A 17,658-nucleotide genomic window follows, 5' to 3' on the forward strand; every position below is an offset into this window, starting at 1 on the left:
TACATAAACAAAAAACCGGTTTAAAAACCAGTTTTATATTTTAGGAATTTTCAAGGTAAATGTTGAGCCCTTGCCTAATTCTGAAGTTACTTCAACTTCTCCTTGGTAATTTTCTACGAGACGGCTGATAATGGATAAGCCAAGTCCTGTACCTGAAATTTCTCTACTTCTTGCTTTATCTGCTCGGAAAAATCTTTCAAAGACGTGTTCTAAATCTTCTTCACTAATGCCAAGTCCTTGGTCACTTACACTTGTGATAATGAATTCATCATCTTCTGTTAAGGTAATCTTGATTGATTTTCGTCCATCATCTGGCGAATATTTTGCTGCATTATCCAATAAAATCATCAATCCTTGTTCATAATGATTTTCGTAAATTTTTGCGTGTTTCTGTGTTGTTAATTGATTATCTAACTCTACTTGGAAATCTTGGTGAACAAGTCTGAAGTTTTTTAAAACAAAATTTGAAACTTTTAAGACGTCACAATCCATTTTTTCAAAATCTAAGTCAATATTTTCTAAACGTGAAAGAGCGAGCATTTCTTCAAGCATATCTTTCATTCGTATGATTTCTTCACGGCTCGCTTCAAGAGATTCTTCAAGAATCTCCGGGTCATCTTTCCCCCAACGATTGAGTAGATTGATATGACCGTCCAAAACAGCTAAAGGTGTACGTAGCTCATGTGAAACATCAGAAACAAAGCGTTTTTGTTGTTCAAGATAGCTGTTGGTCTTTGTCATCATATCATTATAAACTTCGGCGAGTTCTTCTATTTCGTCATCTGTTTTGATTTCAATCGGGGTAAATTCCATTGTAGGGTCCTGTGCCACATTTTGCATGGCTTTGTGTAACTTGGAAAGTGGCGCTATGAAATGACGTGCCATGAAATAACCGATTGCTTGAGCAATTATCAAAGCTACCAGCTCTAAAACTAATAAATAGGTGAGAAGTTTATTGGAAGCATTGTGATAAAATTCCATATCATAAAAAGCTTGCAAATATCCAATAGTTGTTCCTGAAGATGAAACAAGACGTTGCTCTACTAAATAACCATATTGTGACCCAGAATAGACGCTAATTTTTCCATTTGGTAAACCTTGTATGCCTATCGTGTGCTGGCTTGTTGAATAAATCAAATGTTTTTCATTATCAAAAATATAAAAAGAGCGTCGATTACCTATCATACTACTCAACGATTGTGTAGCAACAGCTGCTCCATGAGAATCTTCAACATTTTCTATGTGTGGAACACCTGTATAGTCAATATAATTATGTAAATTTTGCAACGTTAATGGGGCTTCTGATTGCTCTAAATTCTTTGAGACATTATTCATTGCCTGTCTAAGATTTGCTTTTTCTTCATTAACGTATGTTGTCACAGTAAGTTGGTAAATGAGTGCTGCAAAAATGGTAAATGTGATAAAACAAAAGATAGTATTGGCAAATGCCCATCTCAATAAAATACTTTTCTTTGTTTTCTTTTCATTTATTTTTTTATTTTTCTTCTTATGGGAAGTTTGAAATTTTTTCATTTCAAATATGTCCTTATTTGTTAAATAGTCTAGATAGACTGTTTTTTATTTTTGACAGAACTGTCAAAAACTTTTACTGATACAAAAAATTCTGTCAAACTGACAGAAATTTTTTGAGCGTTCATTTATGTTCACGCATAACATAGCCTAAACCACGAACTGTTTGAATATAGCTCTCATGTCCATCAATATCAATTTTGTTGCGTAAATAACGGATATACACATCTACAACGTTTGTTTCTGTGCCTTCTTCGTAGCCCCAAACTTGAGAAACGAGATGTTCACGAGTAACAACATCACCAACATTTTGCATCAATGTCAAAAGTAAATCATATTCACGTCTTGTCAAATCAATCACTTTTTTACCACGATGAACGGTGCGATTGGTTTTATCAATCACTAAATCGCGGAAAGTTGTATTTTCTGCTTGTTCAAGTGCATGTACATGGTCTTCTCGACGGAAGAATGCGCGAACACGTGCGAGAAGTTCTTCAATCGCAAAAGGTTTAGTGATATAATCATCTGCACCAATATCAAGTCCAGCCACACGGTCCATCGTAGAATCGCGTGCAGTCATCATAATGATTGGTGTTTCTTTTTCCTTACGCAGGCGACGGGCAACCTCAAATCCATCAAGTTCTGGCAACATCAAGTCCAGCAAAATGAGGTCATAGTCACGATTGAGCGCTTCCTCAAGTCCCAAACGACCATTATCCTTGATAGTAGTGTCATAACCTTCATGTTCCAGTTCAAGTGATACAAAGCGGGCAAGATTTTTTTCGTCTTCAATGATTAAAATTTTCTTAGAAACCATGGCTTCTCCTTTGATAAAATAATCTGTTTATTTTCTAATTCTATAATCCTATTATAATATAAATTTAATTTTTCTACAAGCCATTTACTCATTTTATTCTAATTTTTTTCTAATTATCGTTTTCAGTATGGTACAAACGTAGTTTTATAGCTTTTCTATACTTTTAATCAAAGAGTCCATCAAGTCCTGAAAATGGGGATTTCTTTTCTTCTATTTTTTCTTCTTTTTGCTTTTTATATTCTTCTTCTGTTAAAACTGACCAAAATTTCCCTTGTGGTAAATCTTTGCTGTTTTTTTCATTTTCTGCCAAGATTTGCAAAGGAATTTCTAATAAAATATTGTCAGCAACTGATTCATCCAAGAAAATCAAATCTTTTTCTAATGGAATGATAAAATCAGTTTCATCAATATTTTCAAATTTTTTCAGTTCATCTAAGCTGGCAAAAATTTCATTTACAATGACTGATAGTGGGTATTCAACTGGCTTTAAAGTGCGTGATGATGGCAATGTCAATGTGATGCTCAGTTGATAATCTAACAAATACAATCCTTTATCGTATGCAATTTGTCCAACAACTTCTGCAACTGTTGCGTCTAAAATTTCTTCTGAGCGTGCTTTGAGATTCTCAGTTAAATCTAATTTTTCGTCAAATTCTATAAGCTTTTTTTTAGTTAATTCATTTAATGACCATTTCATTGTGCGTTCTCCTTCTTTTATTCTAACTTATTTTTAATAACTTTCAAAATATATTCTTAGTTTTATAATAAAAAACCTGCTTTGATGATAAAAAAAGCAAATTCTTTTAAAATAAAAAAATGGCTTACGCCACTTTTTATTATTTTGTACCGTATTTTTTGTTGAAACGTGCAATACGTCCGTCTGCGGCTTGGAATTTTTGACGTCCAGTGTAGAATGGATGAGAATCAGATGAGATTTCAACACGAATCAATGGATATGTGTTGCCATCTTCCCATTCAACAGTTTCTTTAGAAGATTTTGTTGAACCGCTCAAAAATTTGTAACCAGTTGTTGTATCCATAAATACAACTGGACCATAATTTGGATGGATATTTGCTTTCATTGTTAGAAGTTCCTTTCTGCCTTGGACTGTTTGCCAGACCAAAGTTGTACAATTACTAAATCATTTTACCAAAATCTGATACTTTTTTCAAGTGATGCTGTCGTTTTGTCAAGAAAAAAACTTTACAGCTTGAAAATTGCTTATATCCGCATATTTTATACATTTTTTGTTGGAATTTAAGAGAAAAAAATAGTCATTAAAGTTAGAAATGACTATTTTTATATTATTATCAGATTTTTAATCTTTATACTCGTCCATCATGTCCATGAAGTCGTCAAAGAGATAATCGGCATCATGTGGGCCAGGAGCTGCATCTGGATGGAATTGGACACTGAAAGCTGGGAAACGACGATGGCGCACGCCTTCAATGGAATTATCGTTGATTTCCACGTGAGTAATCAGCAGGTCATCTGGAAGATTTTCTGAGGAAACGGCATAACCGTGATTTTGGCTGGTAAAATCAACACGTCCTGTGGCAATTTCACGCACGGCATGGTTGAAACCGCGATGTCCAAACTTCATCTTGTAAGTCGTTGCACCATTGGCAAGACTAAAAAGTTGATGTCCAAGACAGATACCAAAAATTGGAACTTTTCCTTGAATTTCTTTAATCATTTCAATCGCTTGTGGTACATCTGTTGGGTCGCCAGGTCCATTTGTTAGCATGACACCATCAGGATTCATGTTTAAAATTTCTTCAGATGTGGTATTCCAAGGGACAACTGTGATATTACATTTACGCTTTGAAAGTTCTCGCAGAATTGAGTGCTTCAAGCCGAAATCGACGACCACAACATTTCTTCCAGTATTTGGCGATGGATAGGCTGTTGATGTGCTACTGATTTCTACTTGATTGGTAGGCAAAACGGTTGCTTTGAGCTGGCTCATCTGATGTTCTACGTCGTCATTTGCATTGACTAATGCTGCTTTGAGTGTACCATGTTCACGGACAATTCGTGTAATTTCTCGTGTATCAACTCCTGTCAAACCTGGAATATTTTTAGCTTTCAAAAATTCGTCAAGGCTCATTTGCATCCGCCAGTTGCTTGGGCGACGCGCTGCTTCGTGGACGATAACTGCTTTACAAGTTGGATTGATTGTTTCGTAATCGTCACGGTTGATGCCGTAATTGCCAATCAATGGGTAGGTAAAGGTGAGGATTTGTCCGTTGTAGCTCTGGTCAGTGATGGATTGTTGGTAGCCAGTCATACCTGTGTTAAAGACGAGTTCGCCTGTGACATCAAGGTTCGCACCGATTGCTTCGCCTTCAAAAATTGTTCCGTCTTCTAAGATTAAAAGTCTCTTGCTCATCTTATCTTATCTCTTTCTAATTTTCTGATGAAAATCTTTTTTTGACAAAACTGTCAAAAAATTTTTGCTTTCAAATTTATTTTGACAAGTCTGTCAAAAATTTCTATTGCTTAAAACGGCTTCTAGGATTGCCATGCGACTGTAAACACCGTTTGCCATTTGTGTGACAATACGACTTTGCCTGCTTTCAACAAGACTATCGGCGATTTCGACATCACGATTGACAGGTGCTGGGTGCATGATAATTGCTGTTGATTTCAGGCGTTTCGCACGTTCTTCGGTCAATCCGTAAGTGTTATGATAGATTTCTTTTGAGAAATTTTCATCTTTACGATGGCGCTCGTGCTGAACACGGAGCAACATATGGACATCCAGCTCTGGTAAAATGCTGTCAAGAGTTACGTACTTTCCATATTTATCAAATTCTGCATTGTACCATTCGGCTGGACCTGTGAAATAAAGTTCTGAGCCTAGTTTTTTGAGCATGACCATGTTGGAACGTGCCACCCGCGAATGAGTCAAATCACCAGAAATCGCAATTTTCAATCCGTCAAAATGACCGAATTCTTCGTAAATTGTCATCAAGTCAAGAAGTGATTGACTCGGATGCTGTCCGCTTCCGTCGCCCCCATTGACAATCGCACAACTGATATTCGGACTGTTAACTAATTTTTCATAATAATGTTCTTCGGAAGAGCGAATGACGCAAACTTCAACACCCAAGGCACAGAGCGTGAGCACTGTGTCATAAAGCGTTTCGCCCTTACTCATGCTGCTTTCATGCGCATTGAATTCTAGCACATCCAGTCCCATTTTGCGCTCGGCAATATGGAAAGAATTGTGTGTACGTGTGCTATTCTCAAAAAAGAGATTGCTTGTGAAAATCTGACGCTGAGCTGTAAATGTTGCTTTTCCATTTTTAAAATCGGAAGCACGTTTAATCAGCGCCATGAGCTCTTCAACAGTCAAATCTTCCATACTTGTCAAATTTGACAAAACTGTCAAACCATTTTCAACTGACATTTTTTGACCTTTCTTTTTTTGACAAAGCTGCCGTAGGGGCTTTTCACCCTGTCAAAAATATTTTTAAGCCTTCGTCGTTTTTTCTTCATCTGGTAAAATCAGATTGAGCAGAATTCCTAAAATCGTGGCAATAGCAACAGGTGAAACTTGCAAACTATGCGTGCCGTAACTGATGTCAATCACCATGCCGCCAATTCCTATGACAAGGACGACAGACGAAATCAAAAGATTGCGTTTGACATCAAAATTCACTTTATTTTCTACCAAAATCTTCAGACCAGATGCGGCAATCACACCAAACAGCGCAATTGACGCACCGCCAATTACCGGAGCTGGAATGGAATGCAGGAGCGCTGTGATTTTGCCAATGAAACTAATCACAACCGCCAACGCTGCAGCACCTGCAATCACGTAAATCGAATGGATTTTCGTAATCGCCATGACACCGATATTTTCCCCATAACTTGTCACCGGTGGAGCACCGAGAAAACCAGCGATAATCTGCGCTACACCGTCACCACTCAAGGTTTTATCCAAACCTGGTTCGCGGAAATAATCTTTCCCTGTCAAGCTGTTAAGCACCATGATATGTCCAAAATGCTCAGTCATCGTGACAAAGGCAATCGGCGCCATTGTCAAAATCGCACTCGGATAAAATGCCCAATGATAACTTGCAAAAGGAATTTCCACTGGTGGCACAGACAGCCAATGTGCCTGCGCAACACCAGAAAAGCTCACAATCGTCTGCCCTGTCAGTTTTCCAATGATAAGCGCTGCCACATAACCCGTGATAATTCCCAGCAAAATCGGCACTACACTGAAAAATCCTTTACCATAAATACTATAAACGACAATCGAAAGCACAGTAATCAGAGCAATCACGAGGAAAGCCAGACTGTAGCCCGTGAGGTTCGCCGTGTCTTTGTACATTGCATCATTAATCGCTGTCGGCGCCAAGTTCAGCCCAATCACCATGACAATCGGCCCAACCACAATCGGCGGCAGCACTTTGTCAATCCAATCACGTCCCGCAAAACGAATAATTAAGGCAACCAGCAGATAAACTAGTCCACCAGTCATCGCACCTTGAGCAATCGCTGGCATTCCACCATGCTTCATCAGCAAGGTCATTGCGCCAATATAAGCAAAGCTTGAACCCATATAAGCTGGTACTTTGAAACGTGTCACGCTCATGTGCGCCAGCGTTCCCAGCCCCGAACTCAGCAGGGCAATCGCTGGATTGATGCCGACAATAATCGGTACCAGCACCGTCGAGCCAAACATCGCAAATAAATGCTGAAAAGAGAGTCCAAACCATTGCGCATTTCCCGGCTTTTCATCAACTTTTAGAATAATGTCATCTTGATTCACTTTCGCCTCCTTTTATATTGCCAAATGAACCCACTCAGTCTACTTTGCTAATCAAAATACTGTCGGCACCGTCATGCTCCATCATTTGAACAATGATTTCTTCATCATGTGCTGTGGGAATATTTTTCCCGACATAGTCCGCACGGATAGGGAGTTCACGATGTCCACGGTCAACAAGGACTGCCAACTGTACGCGCGCTGGACGACCGAGTTTTACCAGTCCGTCAATCGCCGCACGAATGGTTCGTCCAGTATAAAGCACATCATCAACGAGGATAATATCTTTCCCTGTCACATCAACATCAATCTCCGTTGTATCAACGTCTGATTGCTTATCATCACGAAATGGCTTCGTATCCAGCTCACCAAAAGGAATGGAAATATTTTCAAGCTGTGAAAGTCGCTCTTGAATGCGCTTTGCAAGATAGACACCACGCGTTTTGATGCCGACCAAGACCAGCTTATCCAGCTCTTTATTTCGCTCAATAATTTCGTAAGTAATTCGCGTGATTGCACGCTTCATCGTGATTTCATCAATAATTTCTTTATTAGCCATTTTGGCTCCTTTCGTATCTTGCAGATTTTGCTCAGTCAAAGCCGAACAAAAAGCCCACATCCATAGAATGCGGGCTGAGTATCAGAAAATTTTTTTACAAATGTTAGAGTTTTCCGACCTTGCCTGCCTCTCTGGACAAACTTAAAGGTTTCTATCAAGTAGTATATCAAATTTCTCAAAAAATTGCAATATTTTTTGGTTTTGTTTGTTTGAAATTTTTTGACAGTTCCGTCAAAAAAATTTTACGGGCAAATTGACTTTTGACAGGCTGAGAATAAATTCTCTAGTCCCTCGGAAGACCTGTCAAAAATTATTTTATCGTCCAGCCACCATCAATCGGCACGACTGCGCCTGTCATATAGCTTGCCGCAGGACTTGCGAGAAAAAGTGTCAACTGGGCAACTTCATCTGCGCTTGCCCAGCGCTTTGCCGGTGTTTCATTTGCCACCCATTCTGCCATTTTTCCGTCATTTTCCGTGAAATCGCGCGCATTCATCGGCGTATCAATCGCACCTGGCGCAATCGCCAGTACTTGAATGCCGTGCCCAGCTTCATCAAGTGCGAGCTGCTTTGTCAAGCCAACAATCGCATGTTTGCTCGCTGTATAAGCAATCCCACCACCGCCAGCGACCAAACCTGCAACCGACGCCATATTGATAATCACACCCGATTTTTGAGCTTTCATTTTCGGTAAAAATGCCTGCACCATCAAAAATTGACTGTCCAAATTGGTCTGCAAAATCCGCCGCCAACTCGCAAAATCAGTTTCTTCAAGTGTCCGATAATCGTCCAAAACACCTGCCGTATTGCACAAAATATCAATCGTCCCCACTTCGTCAGCCAATTTTTTGACAGAAAGTTCATCCGACACATTACAGATTATTTTTGACAGACCTGTCAAATTTGACAGAGGAATTTCTTGAATATCCACCGCAAAAACCTGCGCGCCAGCTGCCAAAAATGCCTCTGCCTGAGCACGTCCAATACCGCTCGCAGCCCCCGTCACAAGCACTTTTTTTCCTGCAGATGTCATTTGACCTCTACCCAATCCTCAGCGAGTACATCACAAGGTGTTGGCGCCCACATCGAAAATTCCTTGTCCTCACCTTTCACGCTAATCAGAAAATACGGTGTGACAGAGAGTTTTTCGCCATTTTCCAGAGTAATGGCATCATACAATTTTACATAATTTTCAGCGCCGCCCCAGCCTTCTGTCCGCACGACTTTTTTGCCAGCTTTCAACAAGCTCAGCGCTTTTTCAAATGTCATTTTTTCCATCTTATCCAATCAATGCGCCAGCAGGAATATCGCTATCCACCGTCAGAACGCGCAGTTTTCCGTCAAATTCTGCCGACAAAATCATGCCCTCAGAAACATATTTCTTCATCATCTTGCGTGGTTTCAAGTTCGCAACGATTTGCAATTTCTTTCCGACGAGTTCTTGCTCCTCAGGATAAAATTGCGCAATGCCTGATAAAATCGTCCGCGTGCCTTTATCACCAGCATTCAATTCAAATTTCAACAATTTATTAGAACCTTCAACACGTTCAACAGCAACAACTTCTGCCACACGAATTTCCGATTTGTCAAAAGTATCAAATTCAATCTCAGATTTATTCAAAATCAATTCTTTTTCGTCAGCAACAACAGTATTTCCGCCCATTTGTGTCTTGATATACGCCACTTCTTCCTCTGTATCAAGACGTGGGAAGATAGGTTCACCTTTAGCCACGACAGGTGCCGTATAAGCATAGCCAAATGTCAAATTTTCAAGTGCAAATTGTGTCTCAGACAGTCCAAGTTGGGCAAAGATTTTTTCAGATGTGCCGTGCATGAAAGGTTGCAAGAAGCTTGCAATCACGCGCAAACTCTCAGCCAGATGATAAAGTACATTGTTGAGTTTTTCCTTATCATCGTCAGATTTCGCAAGCACCCAAGGCGCCGTTTCATCAATATATTTATTCGTCCGCGAAATCAAGGTCCAAATCTCAGCCAGTGCCACATTGAACTCAAATTTATCCATAGCTGTATGGTAATTTGCTGTGACTTTTGCCGCCAAATTTTCCAAATCTGTGTCAAATTCTGTCGCCACACCTGTATTTTCAATCTTGCCCGCATTGTATTTGTTAATCATCGCAACCGTTCGATTGAGAAGGTTTCCCAAATCATTTGCCAAATCATAGTTAATCCTATCGACAAAATCTTCAGGTGTGAAAATACCGTCCGCCCCAAATGAAATCGCGCGAAGCAAGTAATAACGAACTGGGTCCAGCCCATAACGCTCCACCAGCATATCCGAATAAACGACGTTTCCCTTTGATTTCGACATTTTGCCGTCTTTCATCAAAAGCCAGCCATGACCAAACACCTGAACAGGTGGTTTCAAGCCCAGCGCATGAAGCATGATAGGCCAGTAAATCGTGTGAAAACGAACAATTTCCTTACCGACCATGTTAATTCCCGGCCAGAATTTTTTGAAATTACTATCGTCCTCAGAACCGTACCCCAGCGCCGTGATATAGTTCAACAGCGCATCAAACCAGACATAAACTACGTGTTTCGGATTTGATTTTACAGGAATGCCCCAAGTGAAGCTCGTCCGCGTCAGCGCCAAATCTTCCAAACCTGGCTTGATGAAGTTGTTAATCATCTCATTTTTGCGAATTTCAGGCTGAATAAAATCAGGGTGCGTCTCATAATAATCCAAAAGCCAATCTGCGTATTTCCCCATACGGAAGAAATAGGTTTCTTCTTCTACCCATTCCACTTCATGTCCACTAGGCGCAATTCCACCAGTAACGATGCCATTTTCATCACGAAAAACTTCTTCAAGCTGAGTTTCTGTGAAATATTCCTCATCAGAAACAGAATACCAGCCAGCATATTTACCCAAATAAATATCATCTTGCGCAAGCAACTGCTCAAAAGCCTCTTGTACAGCCTTTTCATGGTAATCGTCCGTTGTCCGGATAAATTTATCATAAGAAATATCTAATAACTTCCACAAAGCTTTCACATCTTCTGCCATTGGGTCGAGATATTCTTTAGGCGTCAGTCCAAGTTCCTCAGCTTTACGCTGAATTTTCATCCCATGTTCATCTAAACCCGTCAGATAAAAAGTATCAAAGCCCATCAAGCGTTTGTAACGTGCCAAAACGTCACAAGCAATCGTTGTATAGCTTGAACCCAAATGCAATTTCCCAGAGGGATAATAAATCGGCGTTGTGATGTAAAAAGTTTTGTTTTCAGTCATTGTTGAAATTTTCTCCTAGTCAAATGAGACTCTTATTTTGAGATTTTTTTGAAAATCTTACCTTTAATTATAACATTTTTAAGCCAAAAAGTTCTATCATCACTGATAGAACTCTTTTCTTCAAATCATTTTACTGTTACATTTCCACGCTTTGACCAAGCTTTGAGGATATTTTCTGTATTTCCTCCAACTTGACCTATTTTATAGCCTTGTGTTTTAACTTCATAACTACTATCTGAACAACTACATTTTGTCATGCCCGTATCTGAGCGCAGTTCAAAAGCAAAAGAATCTGTATTTCCAACATAAAGTTTGATATTGCCATTATCAGAGCCTACTTCAAGTAAGCTAAATCCTGTAATTTCTCCATAAATATTGCCACTATGTGCTTGTAGTTGTGCAAGAAGGGCAAAACTTTTTATCATTTTTAAATTGCCACTGTGCAGTTGCATTTTTACCTTCTTGAAATGACTATCGTCAAAAGTGATATTGCCACTTTTAAAAGTAAAATCTGCTTCTTCAGCAATCAGTTGTTGCACTTTTACATTACCACTTTTTGCTTCAAAATCAAGTTTTTCTGTTATTAAATTTTCTAGCTTTGCATTGCCACTTGTCAGTTTCATCTGAAGTTGGGAAAATTCGCTATCAGTCATCGTCAGATTACCAGAACGACAGTCAAACGCAAGTTCAGCGATACGGAGCTGATAAATTTTTAAATTTCCCGTCATCGCTTGAACACTTAATTTTCCTTGGAAATTTTCAGGCAATAAAAGAAGCATTTTTGCACGAAATGGTCGTGGTAAGCCAAAAAGTTTCGGACGTTGTCCACTTTCAATCTTAAGTTCTGCTCCATTTTCAATAGTATTCGCAAAAAAAGCTGGATTTTGCGTGTTCATATATTCTTTCAGATGAATTTTACCATCTTTTGCTGTTGAAATTTCGAGTTCATCTGTCTGATTATTGAGAGAAATTTGTGAAAAATCTGCACTCTTAAAAATAACTTCATTTGCAAGTGATAACTGTGTATTTCCTTGCCGCAAACTTTCTTTCGCCAAGTTCGTCTGATTTTTTTCTTGTGCCATTTCATCCAGAACTTCTCTCAAATCTCCCATCTCAAAAAAGGCTTGTTCACTTGCTTCTTGGTCTGAGAGTCCGTCTGACTTATGAGCTTGTGTGGCATCTAAAAGATTGCCATAAACTTCTTGATACAAGTCTTTTGTCTCTGCTGTTTCTTCATAGTTTTGAAATACTGCATCTAACTTTTGTTTTAATAGTTCTTCCATGAGTTATCTCCATTGATTTTTCCTGTGATAAGTTGTGTGATGATAGCTTGAGCAAATTGCCAAGATTTCTGAGCCTTTGCGAGGTTTTCTAGTCCTTGTGCGCTGATACTGTAATATTTCCTGCGTCCTCCCTGACTTTCATCTCCCCAATAACTTGTGATGTCGCCTGCTTTTTCCAGTCTTCTGAATACTGTGTAAAGCGTTGCTTCATTGAGTTCATACTTATTTTGACTGAGTTCTTTGACCGTTTTTACAATCTCATAGCCATAACTATCATGCTGCGATAAGATATTGAGAATGATTGCATTGACATGACCACGAATGATGTCTTTTGAAATTTCTTCTGCCATTTTTCCTCCTTGGATTTATTCTTACTTAAGTATATTATAATTCAAATTACTGTGTCTGTCAAGGTATTATTCATGAAAATAAAAAATTTTATCCCTAAAGTCTGTGAATTTTGTTATAATGAAATTATCAAAACATAAGGAAATCCTATGAAATATAAATTTATCTCTTGGAATATTGACTCACTCAATGCTGCCTTGACTGGCACGAGCGAACGCGCCGCATTATCAATGGCTGTTGTGGAAAAACTCGCCGCTGAATTGCCCGATGTGCTGGCGATTCAAGAAACAAAACTCAATGATGACACGAAAAAAACGGACAAGATTTTAGCTATTCTTGCTAAAAAATTTCCTGATTACGCGATTGTTCACCGCATTTCTACCCCACCTGCACGCAAAGGCTATGCTGGCACGATGTACCTTTACAAAAAAAGTTTGCCTGAGCCTGTCGTGACTTTCCCTGAAATTGACGCACCAGATACGATGGATAGTGAAGGTCGGATTATCACGCTTGAATTTCCTGATTTTTTCGTGACACAAGTTTATACACCAAACTCTGGTGATGGCTTGAAACGTCTTGCATTGCGTCAAGAATGGGACAGCGCTTATCGTGCTTATTTGCAAGAGTTGGATAGCACAAAACCTGTTTTTATCTCTGGCGATTTCAATGCCGCCTATCAAGAGATTGACCTTGCCAATCCTAAGAATAATCACAATAATCCCGGATTCACCGACGAGGAGCGCGCTGGATTTGGCGAACTTTTGACGGCTGGCTTTATTGACAGTTTCCGTCAGGTTCATGGCGCTGTCGAGGGCGTTTATAGCTGGTTTTCACAACGTTCACGCATGGCAAAAGTCAATAATACCGGCTGGCGGATTGACTATTGGCTAGTGTCCGAACGTCTAGCAGAGAATATCAAACGCTCAGAAATGCTGGATACTGGTGCTAGACAAGACCATTTGCCGATTTTACTGGAAATTGAGCTGTAAATTTTTTGACAGAACTGCCACTCGACTTGCGGATTTAGCCACTTAGCGAGAGTAGATACCAGAAAGCGTAGCTTTTCGGTGTCAAAAAATGTGAGTAAGAAAAATAGGCTATCAAAGGCTTTTTTCTTTATTTGATTTTTGACAGTAAATAGAATACAATATAACTGAAAGAAAACCAAAAATAGAAAGATGACAATGAATAAAAAATCACTTCTACTGATACTTGGGGCAAGCTTAGTTGCTGGTATTAGTCTTGCATTGCCAAGTCCTAGTGCCCTTGCTACCACTAGTCGGGGGGGGGGGGGGGTAAGCCTCTACCGTCTCTACAATAGCAACTCGGGTGAGCATTTCTATACTGAAAATCTCTATGAAGCAAAATCGCTCCACAATGCTGGCTGGAATTATGAAGGAATAGAAAGTAAGCAACCGACATCTGGAGCACCTGTCTATCGTTTGTACAATCCAAATGCTGGGTTGCATTTTTACACAACAAACAGCTATGAAAAAGCCAACCTTGTCGCACATGGTTGGCGCTATGAAGCTATCGCTTTTTACTCTGGTGGAAATGTTCCACTTTATCGGGCTTATAATCCTAACAGCGGACAGCACAATTACACAACAAGTAGCAGTGAAGAACAAAGTTTGACCCGCGCTGGTTGGTCAAATGAAGGGATTGCTTTTCAAGCCGCAGCTCTTGGTAATCCTAATGACAACACGATTTCTCGTGTGCCTGTTTGGCATCCTAATCATCTTTATCAAACAGACCCACGTTGGAGCAACATCCAAATCGGAGATGCAACACTTGGTCCAGAAGGTTGTGGACCGACATCAATCGCGATGATTTTGAATGGTTTCGGTGCAAATTACACACCTGTGACGATTGCACAAACAGCACATCAGATTGGTGATTATAATAATCCAAACTATCCCGGTGATGGGATTGACGGAAAAACGATTCTTAGTACCTTGAGTTATTATGGTATGACAAGCACACACATTACCACACAAAGCCAGCTCGTCAGTCAACTGGCTGCAGGAAAACCTGTGATTTACGGTATGGAATATCTTTATGTTTATCCCTCAATTTCGCATTTTGTTGTGCTTTATGGTTATAATGCTAGCACAACAACTGTTTTTGACCCTTTGGGCAAGATTACAGGCGCGCAATCTGTTTCACGACTTTGGAGCCATCCAACACAACTTTCTGACGATTTAGATGCTGGATTTCCTGCTTGGTCTGTCCTACCAAAATAACTATTATTATTTTTGACAGAACTGTCAAAAAATTTGAAAACAAAAAACGGGCCTATCAAAGCTCGTTTTTATACTGTTCTTCTTTAAATCCAATCATCACAATCTCATCATCTTTGACCATGAGCGGTCGTTTGATGAGCATTCCATTGGAAGCGAGCAATTCGGCTGCTTCTTTTTCTGACAGGTCTGTCAATTTATCTTTCAAACCTAACTCACGATAAACAAGTCCGCTCGTATTAAAAAATTTTTTGACAGGAAATTTTTTGAACCATTTTTCAAATTGTGTGGCACTGGGCGGCGTTTGCTTTAGGTCAATCGCCTGATAGCTTACCGCTTGCGCATCTAACACGCTTTTTGCCTTGCGACAGGTGCTACATTTTGGATACCAGTAAAAAGTGTACATTTTTTCCTCCTATGCTTTTAGTTCATTATAACATATTTGGGAAATCTAAATTTACTGCTTATCTACAATTTCAAGCACTTTCAGCAAATCACGTTTATTCAACACATGAGGTGCTGCTGCTTGAACCATTGGCTTAGCGCAAAATGCAATTCCAATCCCCGCTGCTTGAATCATGGGAATATCATTAGCACCATCACCTAGGGCAATCACATTTGACAAGTCCAGCTCATTTTCAGCTGCCCATTTTTTTATCGTCTCAAGTTTGACAGTTTTGTCAATAATTTGTCCTCTTGTTTTACCTGTTAATTTCCCATTTTCAAGCGCCAAACGATTGGCAAGAACATAGTCAAGCTCTACATCGTGCGCAATAATATCTACGATTTCGTGAAAACCGCCTGAAACGACACCAACTTTCCAGCCACGCTTGTGCGCTTCATCAATCAACTCACGCGCTCCTTTTGTCAGATGAATATGCGCATAAACACGCGCGAAAATACTTTCTGGCAGACCAGCCAACAGCGCAACTCGCTCTGCCAAGGCTTCTTTGAAATCAATTTCCCCTCGCATCGCAGCTGCTGTTACTTGCGCAATTTTCTCGCCGACACCTGCTTCATCTCCCAGTAAATCAATCACTTCTTCCTCAATCAATGTACTATCAACGTCCATAACCAAGAGTTTTTTTACTTTTTCTGTCATATTTTTACCTTTGCTTTGTTAGAAAAAGCACTGAACGTGCTTATCAAGATTTCATCGCTGGATGATATTTTCCTTTAATATCCAAAATTTTTACACGCACGAGCGCCACTTTTCCCATTCGTGCTGGATAAGTGTACGTCCTGATTTCTTCTTCCGTTTTTTCTGGTGCAAAATGCTGGGAAAGTTTCACAAGCAGGTCAAATTTTTCTTCTTCATCTGTCACAAGCTCTGCTTTTCCTTGCAGGCTGACCGACAGATAATCCGTTGTAAAATTCTCTGCAACAACCTCCTCATGTGCCACGACAAAATAACTCACTGCAGGATTTACTGCTATATTTTCCATTTTTTCACCGACTGGTGCACCATGAAAAACCAATGTTTCATCATCTATCAGCACTGCATTTACAGCAACAGCTCGTGGTTCTCCCTCAGCATTTACCGTTGCAAGAACGCCATAACTACTCTCAGCAAGTACGCGCAAGGCTTCTTCTTTTGTCGTTTGCAATTTGCGACGGCGCATTTCTTTGTACATTTTCTCCCCTTTTTACAAAAATTATTTCTTAATCACACGCACCCGAACGATATTTTCACTATCTTTGAAATGTCCTACAAGTGCTTCAACCTTACTTTCGTCAGATTCATCTAAATCAAGTAAAGTATAGGCAAAATCTCCCTGTGAGCGGTTGACAATATTGGCAAGATTGATATTTTCTTGAGCTACAGCATCTGAAATCCGCGCAACAACACCTGGAACGTTTTTATTGATTAAAGTCACGCGATAAGGTGTAAGCATCGCCTGACGTACACGCGGAAAATTCACAGAATTGATGATTTCACCTGTTTTTAAATAACGTTCCAAAGAATGTGCAACCATTTTTGTACAGTTGAGGCTGGCTTCTGCAGTTGAACCTCCCAAATGTGGTGTGACAAAAATTCCGTCATTATGATAGAATTTTTCTGAACCAAAGTCTGTCGCAAAGTAACGAATAGTGCCATTTTCAATAAAATCAAGCACATCTTCTTTATTAGTAATCTCATCACGCGCAAAATTGAGCACAACAACACCTTTTTTCATTTTCACAAAATTCACTGCACTATACATATTCCGGGTCTCATCAGTCAGCGGTGTGTGAATAGTGATGTAATCTGCTTTTGCAAAAATTTCATCCAAAGAAGTCACACGCTGAACGTGCGATGAAATCTCCCAAGCCCGCTCTACTGCAATGTAAGGGTCATAACCCAGCACTTTCATTCCCAGACTTTCTGCATCATTTGCGACACGACTTCCGATATTTCCTAAACCAATAATCCCAATCGTTTTTCCTGCAATTTCTGCCCCAGCAAAGGCTTTTTTACCTTTTTCAACAGCAAGGTCGATGGATTTGTCCGTTCCCATCTGGTCGCTCAGCCATTTATTAGCTGGTTTGAGATTACGTGAGCCAAAAATCATCATTGCGATAACAAGTTCTTTGACGGCATTCGCATTGCCCCCGGGAGCGTTGAAAACGACAATTCCTTCACTTGCTGCGCGTTCTACGGGAATATTATTAAATCCAGCACCTGCGCGTCCGATTGCAAGTAATTTTTTACTGAACTCATAGTCATGAAAATTTTGCGCACGACAAATAAATCCTTCTGCTTCATTTTCTGCTACTTTGTCAATCGCAAAATCCGTGCCAAATTCTTTCAGTCCTTCTTCGTCAATGTTATTTCCGATTGTTTTAATGTTAAATGTCATTTTT

19 protein-coding genes are annotated in these 17,658 nt (G+C 39.7%); 2 read left to right on the forward strand and 17 right to left on the reverse strand.

The window, feature by feature from the left end; genetic code table 11:
- Nucleotides 1-33: 33 nt before the first annotated feature.
- The 13 genes from KJS36_RS02905 to KJS36_RS02965 all read right to left on the reverse strand — a co-directional run bounded on the left by KJS36_RS02905 (nt 34) and on the right by KJS36_RS02965 (nt 12,576).
- Nucleotides 34-1,533 carry a HAMP domain-containing sensor histidine kinase gene (locus KJS36_RS02905; protein ID WP_213534159.1) on the reverse strand — a complete coding sequence of 500 codons (1,500 nt, stop codon included), beginning with the start codon at nt 1,531-1,533 and terminating at the stop codon, nt 34-36.
- Nucleotides 1,534-1,654: 121 nt separating this feature from the next.
- Nucleotides 1,655-2,347: a response regulator transcription factor gene (locus KJS36_RS02910; protein WP_213534161.1), complete on the reverse strand. Its 693-nt coding sequence runs from the start codon at nt 2,345-2,347 to the stop codon at nt 1,655-1,657.
- Nucleotides 2,348-2,510: 163 nt separating this feature from the next.
- Nucleotides 2,511-3,044: a YceD family protein gene (locus KJS36_RS02915; protein ID WP_213534163.1), complete on the reverse strand. Its 534-nt coding sequence runs from the start codon at nt 3,042-3,044 to the stop codon at nt 2,511-2,513.
- Between the two features lie 139 nt (nt 3,045-3,183).
- A complete protein-coding gene (locus KJS36_RS02920) occupies nt 3,184-3,429 on the reverse strand; it encodes a type B 50S ribosomal protein L31 (protein ID WP_213534165.1) in 246 nt (81 codons plus the stop codon).
- A 237-nt stretch (nt 3,430-3,666) separates the two neighbouring features.
- Nucleotides 3,667-4,740, reverse strand: a complete 1,074-nt coding sequence (locus tag KJS36_RS02925; RefSeq protein ID WP_213534167.1) for a carbamoyl phosphate synthase small subunit — start codon at nt 4,738-4,740, stop codon at nt 3,667-3,669.
- A gap of 93 nt (nt 4,741-4,833) precedes the next feature.
- A complete protein-coding gene (locus KJS36_RS02930) occupies nt 4,834-5,763 on the reverse strand; it encodes an aspartate carbamoyltransferase catalytic subunit (protein ID WP_213534169.1) in 930 nt (309 codons plus the stop codon).
- Between the two features lie 63 nt (nt 5,764-5,826).
- On the reverse strand, nt 5,827-7,134 hold the full coding sequence (locus tag KJS36_RS02935) for a uracil-xanthine permease family protein (protein ID WP_213534171.1): 1,308 nt from the start codon (nt 7,132-7,134) through the stop codon (nt 5,827-5,829).
- A 34-nt stretch (nt 7,135-7,168) separates the two neighbouring features.
- A complete protein-coding gene (gene pyrR / locus KJS36_RS02940; protein WP_213534173.1) occupies nt 7,169-7,690 on the reverse strand; it encodes a bifunctional pyr operon transcriptional regulator/uracil phosphoribosyltransferase PyrR in 522 nt (173 codons plus the stop codon).
- Between the two features lie 310 nt (nt 7,691-8,000).
- Nucleotides 8,001-8,723, reverse strand: a complete 723-nt coding sequence (locus KJS36_RS02945) for a 3-oxoacyl-ACP reductase (RefSeq protein WP_213534175.1) — start codon at nt 8,721-8,723, stop codon at nt 8,001-8,003.
- On the reverse strand, nt 8,720-8,959 hold the full coding sequence (locus tag KJS36_RS02950; RefSeq protein WP_213534177.1) for a DUF2829 domain-containing protein: 240 nt from the start codon (nt 8,957-8,959) through the stop codon (nt 8,720-8,722). Before KJS36_RS02950 ends, KJS36_RS02945 begins: the two co-directional genes overlap by 4 nt.
- A 10-nt stretch (nt 8,960-8,969) precedes the next feature.
- Nucleotides 8,970-10,943 (reverse strand): methionine--tRNA ligase, encoded by a 1,974-nt coding sequence (metG, locus tag KJS36_RS02955; RefSeq protein WP_213534179.1) that lies wholly within the window; start codon nt 10,941-10,943, stop codon nt 8,970-8,972.
- A 125-nt stretch (nt 10,944-11,068) separates the two neighbouring features.
- Nucleotides 11,069-12,226: a DUF4097 family beta strand repeat-containing protein gene (locus KJS36_RS02960; protein WP_213534181.1), complete on the reverse strand. Its 1,158-nt coding sequence runs from the start codon at nt 12,224-12,226 to the stop codon at nt 11,069-11,071.
- Nucleotides 12,211-12,576 carry a PadR family transcriptional regulator gene (locus tag KJS36_RS02965; RefSeq protein ID WP_213534183.1) on the reverse strand — a complete coding sequence of 122 codons (366 nt, stop codon included), beginning with the start codon at nt 12,574-12,576 and terminating at the stop codon, nt 12,211-12,213. Before KJS36_RS02965 ends, KJS36_RS02960 begins: the two co-directional genes overlap by 16 nt.
- Nucleotides 12,577-12,723: 147 nt before the next feature.
- Here KJS36_RS02965 and KJS36_RS02970 point away from each other — a divergent pair, with 147 nt between their 5' ends.
- On the forward strand, nt 12,724-13,563 hold the full coding sequence (locus tag KJS36_RS02970; protein WP_213534185.1) for an exodeoxyribonuclease III: 840 nt from the start codon (nt 12,724-12,726) through the stop codon (nt 13,561-13,563).
- Between the two features lie 195 nt (nt 13,564-13,758).
- Nucleotides 13,759-14,817 (forward strand): C39 family peptidase, encoded by a 1,059-nt coding sequence (locus tag KJS36_RS02975; RefSeq protein ID WP_213534187.1) that lies wholly within the window; start codon nt 13,759-13,761, stop codon nt 14,815-14,817.
- 55 nt (nt 14,818-14,872) lie between these two features.
- Here the strand turns inward: KJS36_RS02975 and KJS36_RS02980 are convergent, their stop codons facing one another.
- Genes KJS36_RS02980 through KJS36_RS02995 form a run of 4 tightly spaced genes read right to left on the reverse strand, consistent with a single transcriptional unit; the run spans nt 14,873 to nt 17,654 of the window.
- Entirely contained in the window at nt 14,873-15,220 is a 348-nt protein-coding gene (locus KJS36_RS02980) for a Spx/MgsR family RNA polymerase-binding regulatory protein (RefSeq protein ID WP_213534188.1), read from the reverse strand.
- Nucleotides 15,221-15,271: 51 nt separating this feature from the next.
- Nucleotides 15,272-15,916: a phosphoserine phosphatase SerB gene (serB, locus tag KJS36_RS02985; protein WP_213534189.1), complete on the reverse strand. Its 645-nt coding sequence runs from the start codon at nt 15,914-15,916 to the stop codon at nt 15,272-15,274.
- Between the two features lie 43 nt (nt 15,917-15,959).
- The gene (locus KJS36_RS02990; protein WP_213534190.1) at nt 15,960-16,448 is read right to left on the reverse strand and encodes a pyridoxamine 5'-phosphate oxidase family protein; all 489 of its coding nucleotides are present in this window, start codon (nt 16,446-16,448) and stop codon (nt 15,960-15,962) included.
- A gap of 21 nt (nt 16,449-16,469) precedes the next feature.
- Nucleotides 16,470-17,654, reverse strand: a complete 1,185-nt coding sequence (locus tag KJS36_RS02995) for a 3-phosphoglycerate dehydrogenase family protein (RefSeq protein ID WP_213534191.1) — start codon at nt 17,652-17,654, stop codon at nt 16,470-16,472.
- Nucleotides 17,655-17,658 lie beyond the last annotated feature (4 nt).

It is taken from the genome of Lactococcus nasutitermitis, from assembly GCF_018403765.1.
GTDB classification, from domain to species: domain Bacteria; phylum Bacillota; class Bacilli; order Lactobacillales; family Streptococcaceae; genus Lactococcus; species Lactococcus nasutitermitis.

Bases quoted from the DNA above. Each gene is read 5' to 3' on its own strand.
- KJS36_RS02905 (WP_213534159.1), bottom strand. From the start codon at position 1,533: ATGAAAAAATTTCAAACTTCCCATAAGAAGAAAAATAAAAAAATAAAT.
- KJS36_RS02910 (WP_213534161.1), bottom strand. From the start codon at position 2,347: ATGGTTTCTAAGAAAATTTTAATCATTGAAGACGAAAAAAATCTTGCC.
- KJS36_RS02915 (WP_213534163.1), bottom strand. From the start codon at position 3,044: ATGAAATGGTCATTAAATGAATTAACTAAAAAAAAGCTTATAGAATTT.
- KJS36_RS02920 (WP_213534165.1), bottom strand. From the start codon at position 3,429: ATGAAAGCAAATATCCATCCAAATTATGGTCCAGTTGTATTTATGGAT.
- KJS36_RS02925 (WP_213534167.1), bottom strand. From the start codon at position 4,740: ATGAGCAAGAGACTTTTAATCTTAGAAGACGGAACAATTTTTGAAGGC.
- KJS36_RS02930 (WP_213534169.1), bottom strand. From the start codon at position 5,763: ATGTCAGTTGAAAATGGTTTGACAGTTTTGTCAAATTTGACAAGTATG.
- pyrR (WP_213534173.1), bottom strand. From the start codon at position 7,690: ATGGCTAATAAAGAAATTATTGATGAAATCACGATGAAGCGTGCAATC.
- KJS36_RS02945 (WP_213534175.1), bottom strand. From the start codon at position 8,723: ATGACATCTGCAGGAAAAAAAGTGCTTGTGACGGGGGCTGCGAGCGGT.
- KJS36_RS02950 (WP_213534177.1), bottom strand. From the start codon at position 8,959: ATGACATTTGAAAAAGCGCTGAGCTTGTTGAAAGCTGGCAAAAAAGTC.
- metG (WP_213534179.1), bottom strand. From the start codon at position 10,943: ATGACTGAAAACAAAACTTTTTACATCACAACGCCGATTTATTATCCC.
- KJS36_RS02960 (WP_213534181.1), bottom strand. From the start codon at position 12,226: ATGGAAGAACTATTAAAACAAAAGTTAGATGCAGTATTTCAAAACTAT.
- KJS36_RS02965 (WP_213534183.1), bottom strand. From the start codon at position 12,576: ATGGCAGAAGAAATTTCAAAAGACATCATTCGTGGTCATGTCAATGCA.
- KJS36_RS02970 (WP_213534185.1), top strand. From the start codon at position 12,724: ATGAAATATAAATTTATCTCTTGGAATATTGACTCACTCAATGCTGCC.
- KJS36_RS02975 (WP_213534187.1), top strand. From the start codon at position 13,759: ATGAATAAAAAATCACTTCTACTGATACTTGGGGCAAGCTTAGTTGCT.
- KJS36_RS02980 (WP_213534188.1), bottom strand. From the start codon at position 15,220: ATGTACACTTTTTACTGGTATCCAAAATGTAGCACCTGTCGCAAGGCA.
- serB (WP_213534189.1), bottom strand. From the start codon at position 15,916: ATGACAGAAAAAGTAAAAAAACTCTTGGTTATGGACGTTGATAGTACA.
- KJS36_RS02990 (WP_213534190.1), bottom strand. From the start codon at position 16,448: ATGTACAAAGAAATGCGCCGTCGCAAATTGCAAACGACAAAAGAAGAA.
- KJS36_RS02995 (WP_213534191.1), bottom strand. From the start codon at position 17,654: ATGACATTTAACATTAAAACAATCGGAAATAACATTGACGAAGAAGGA.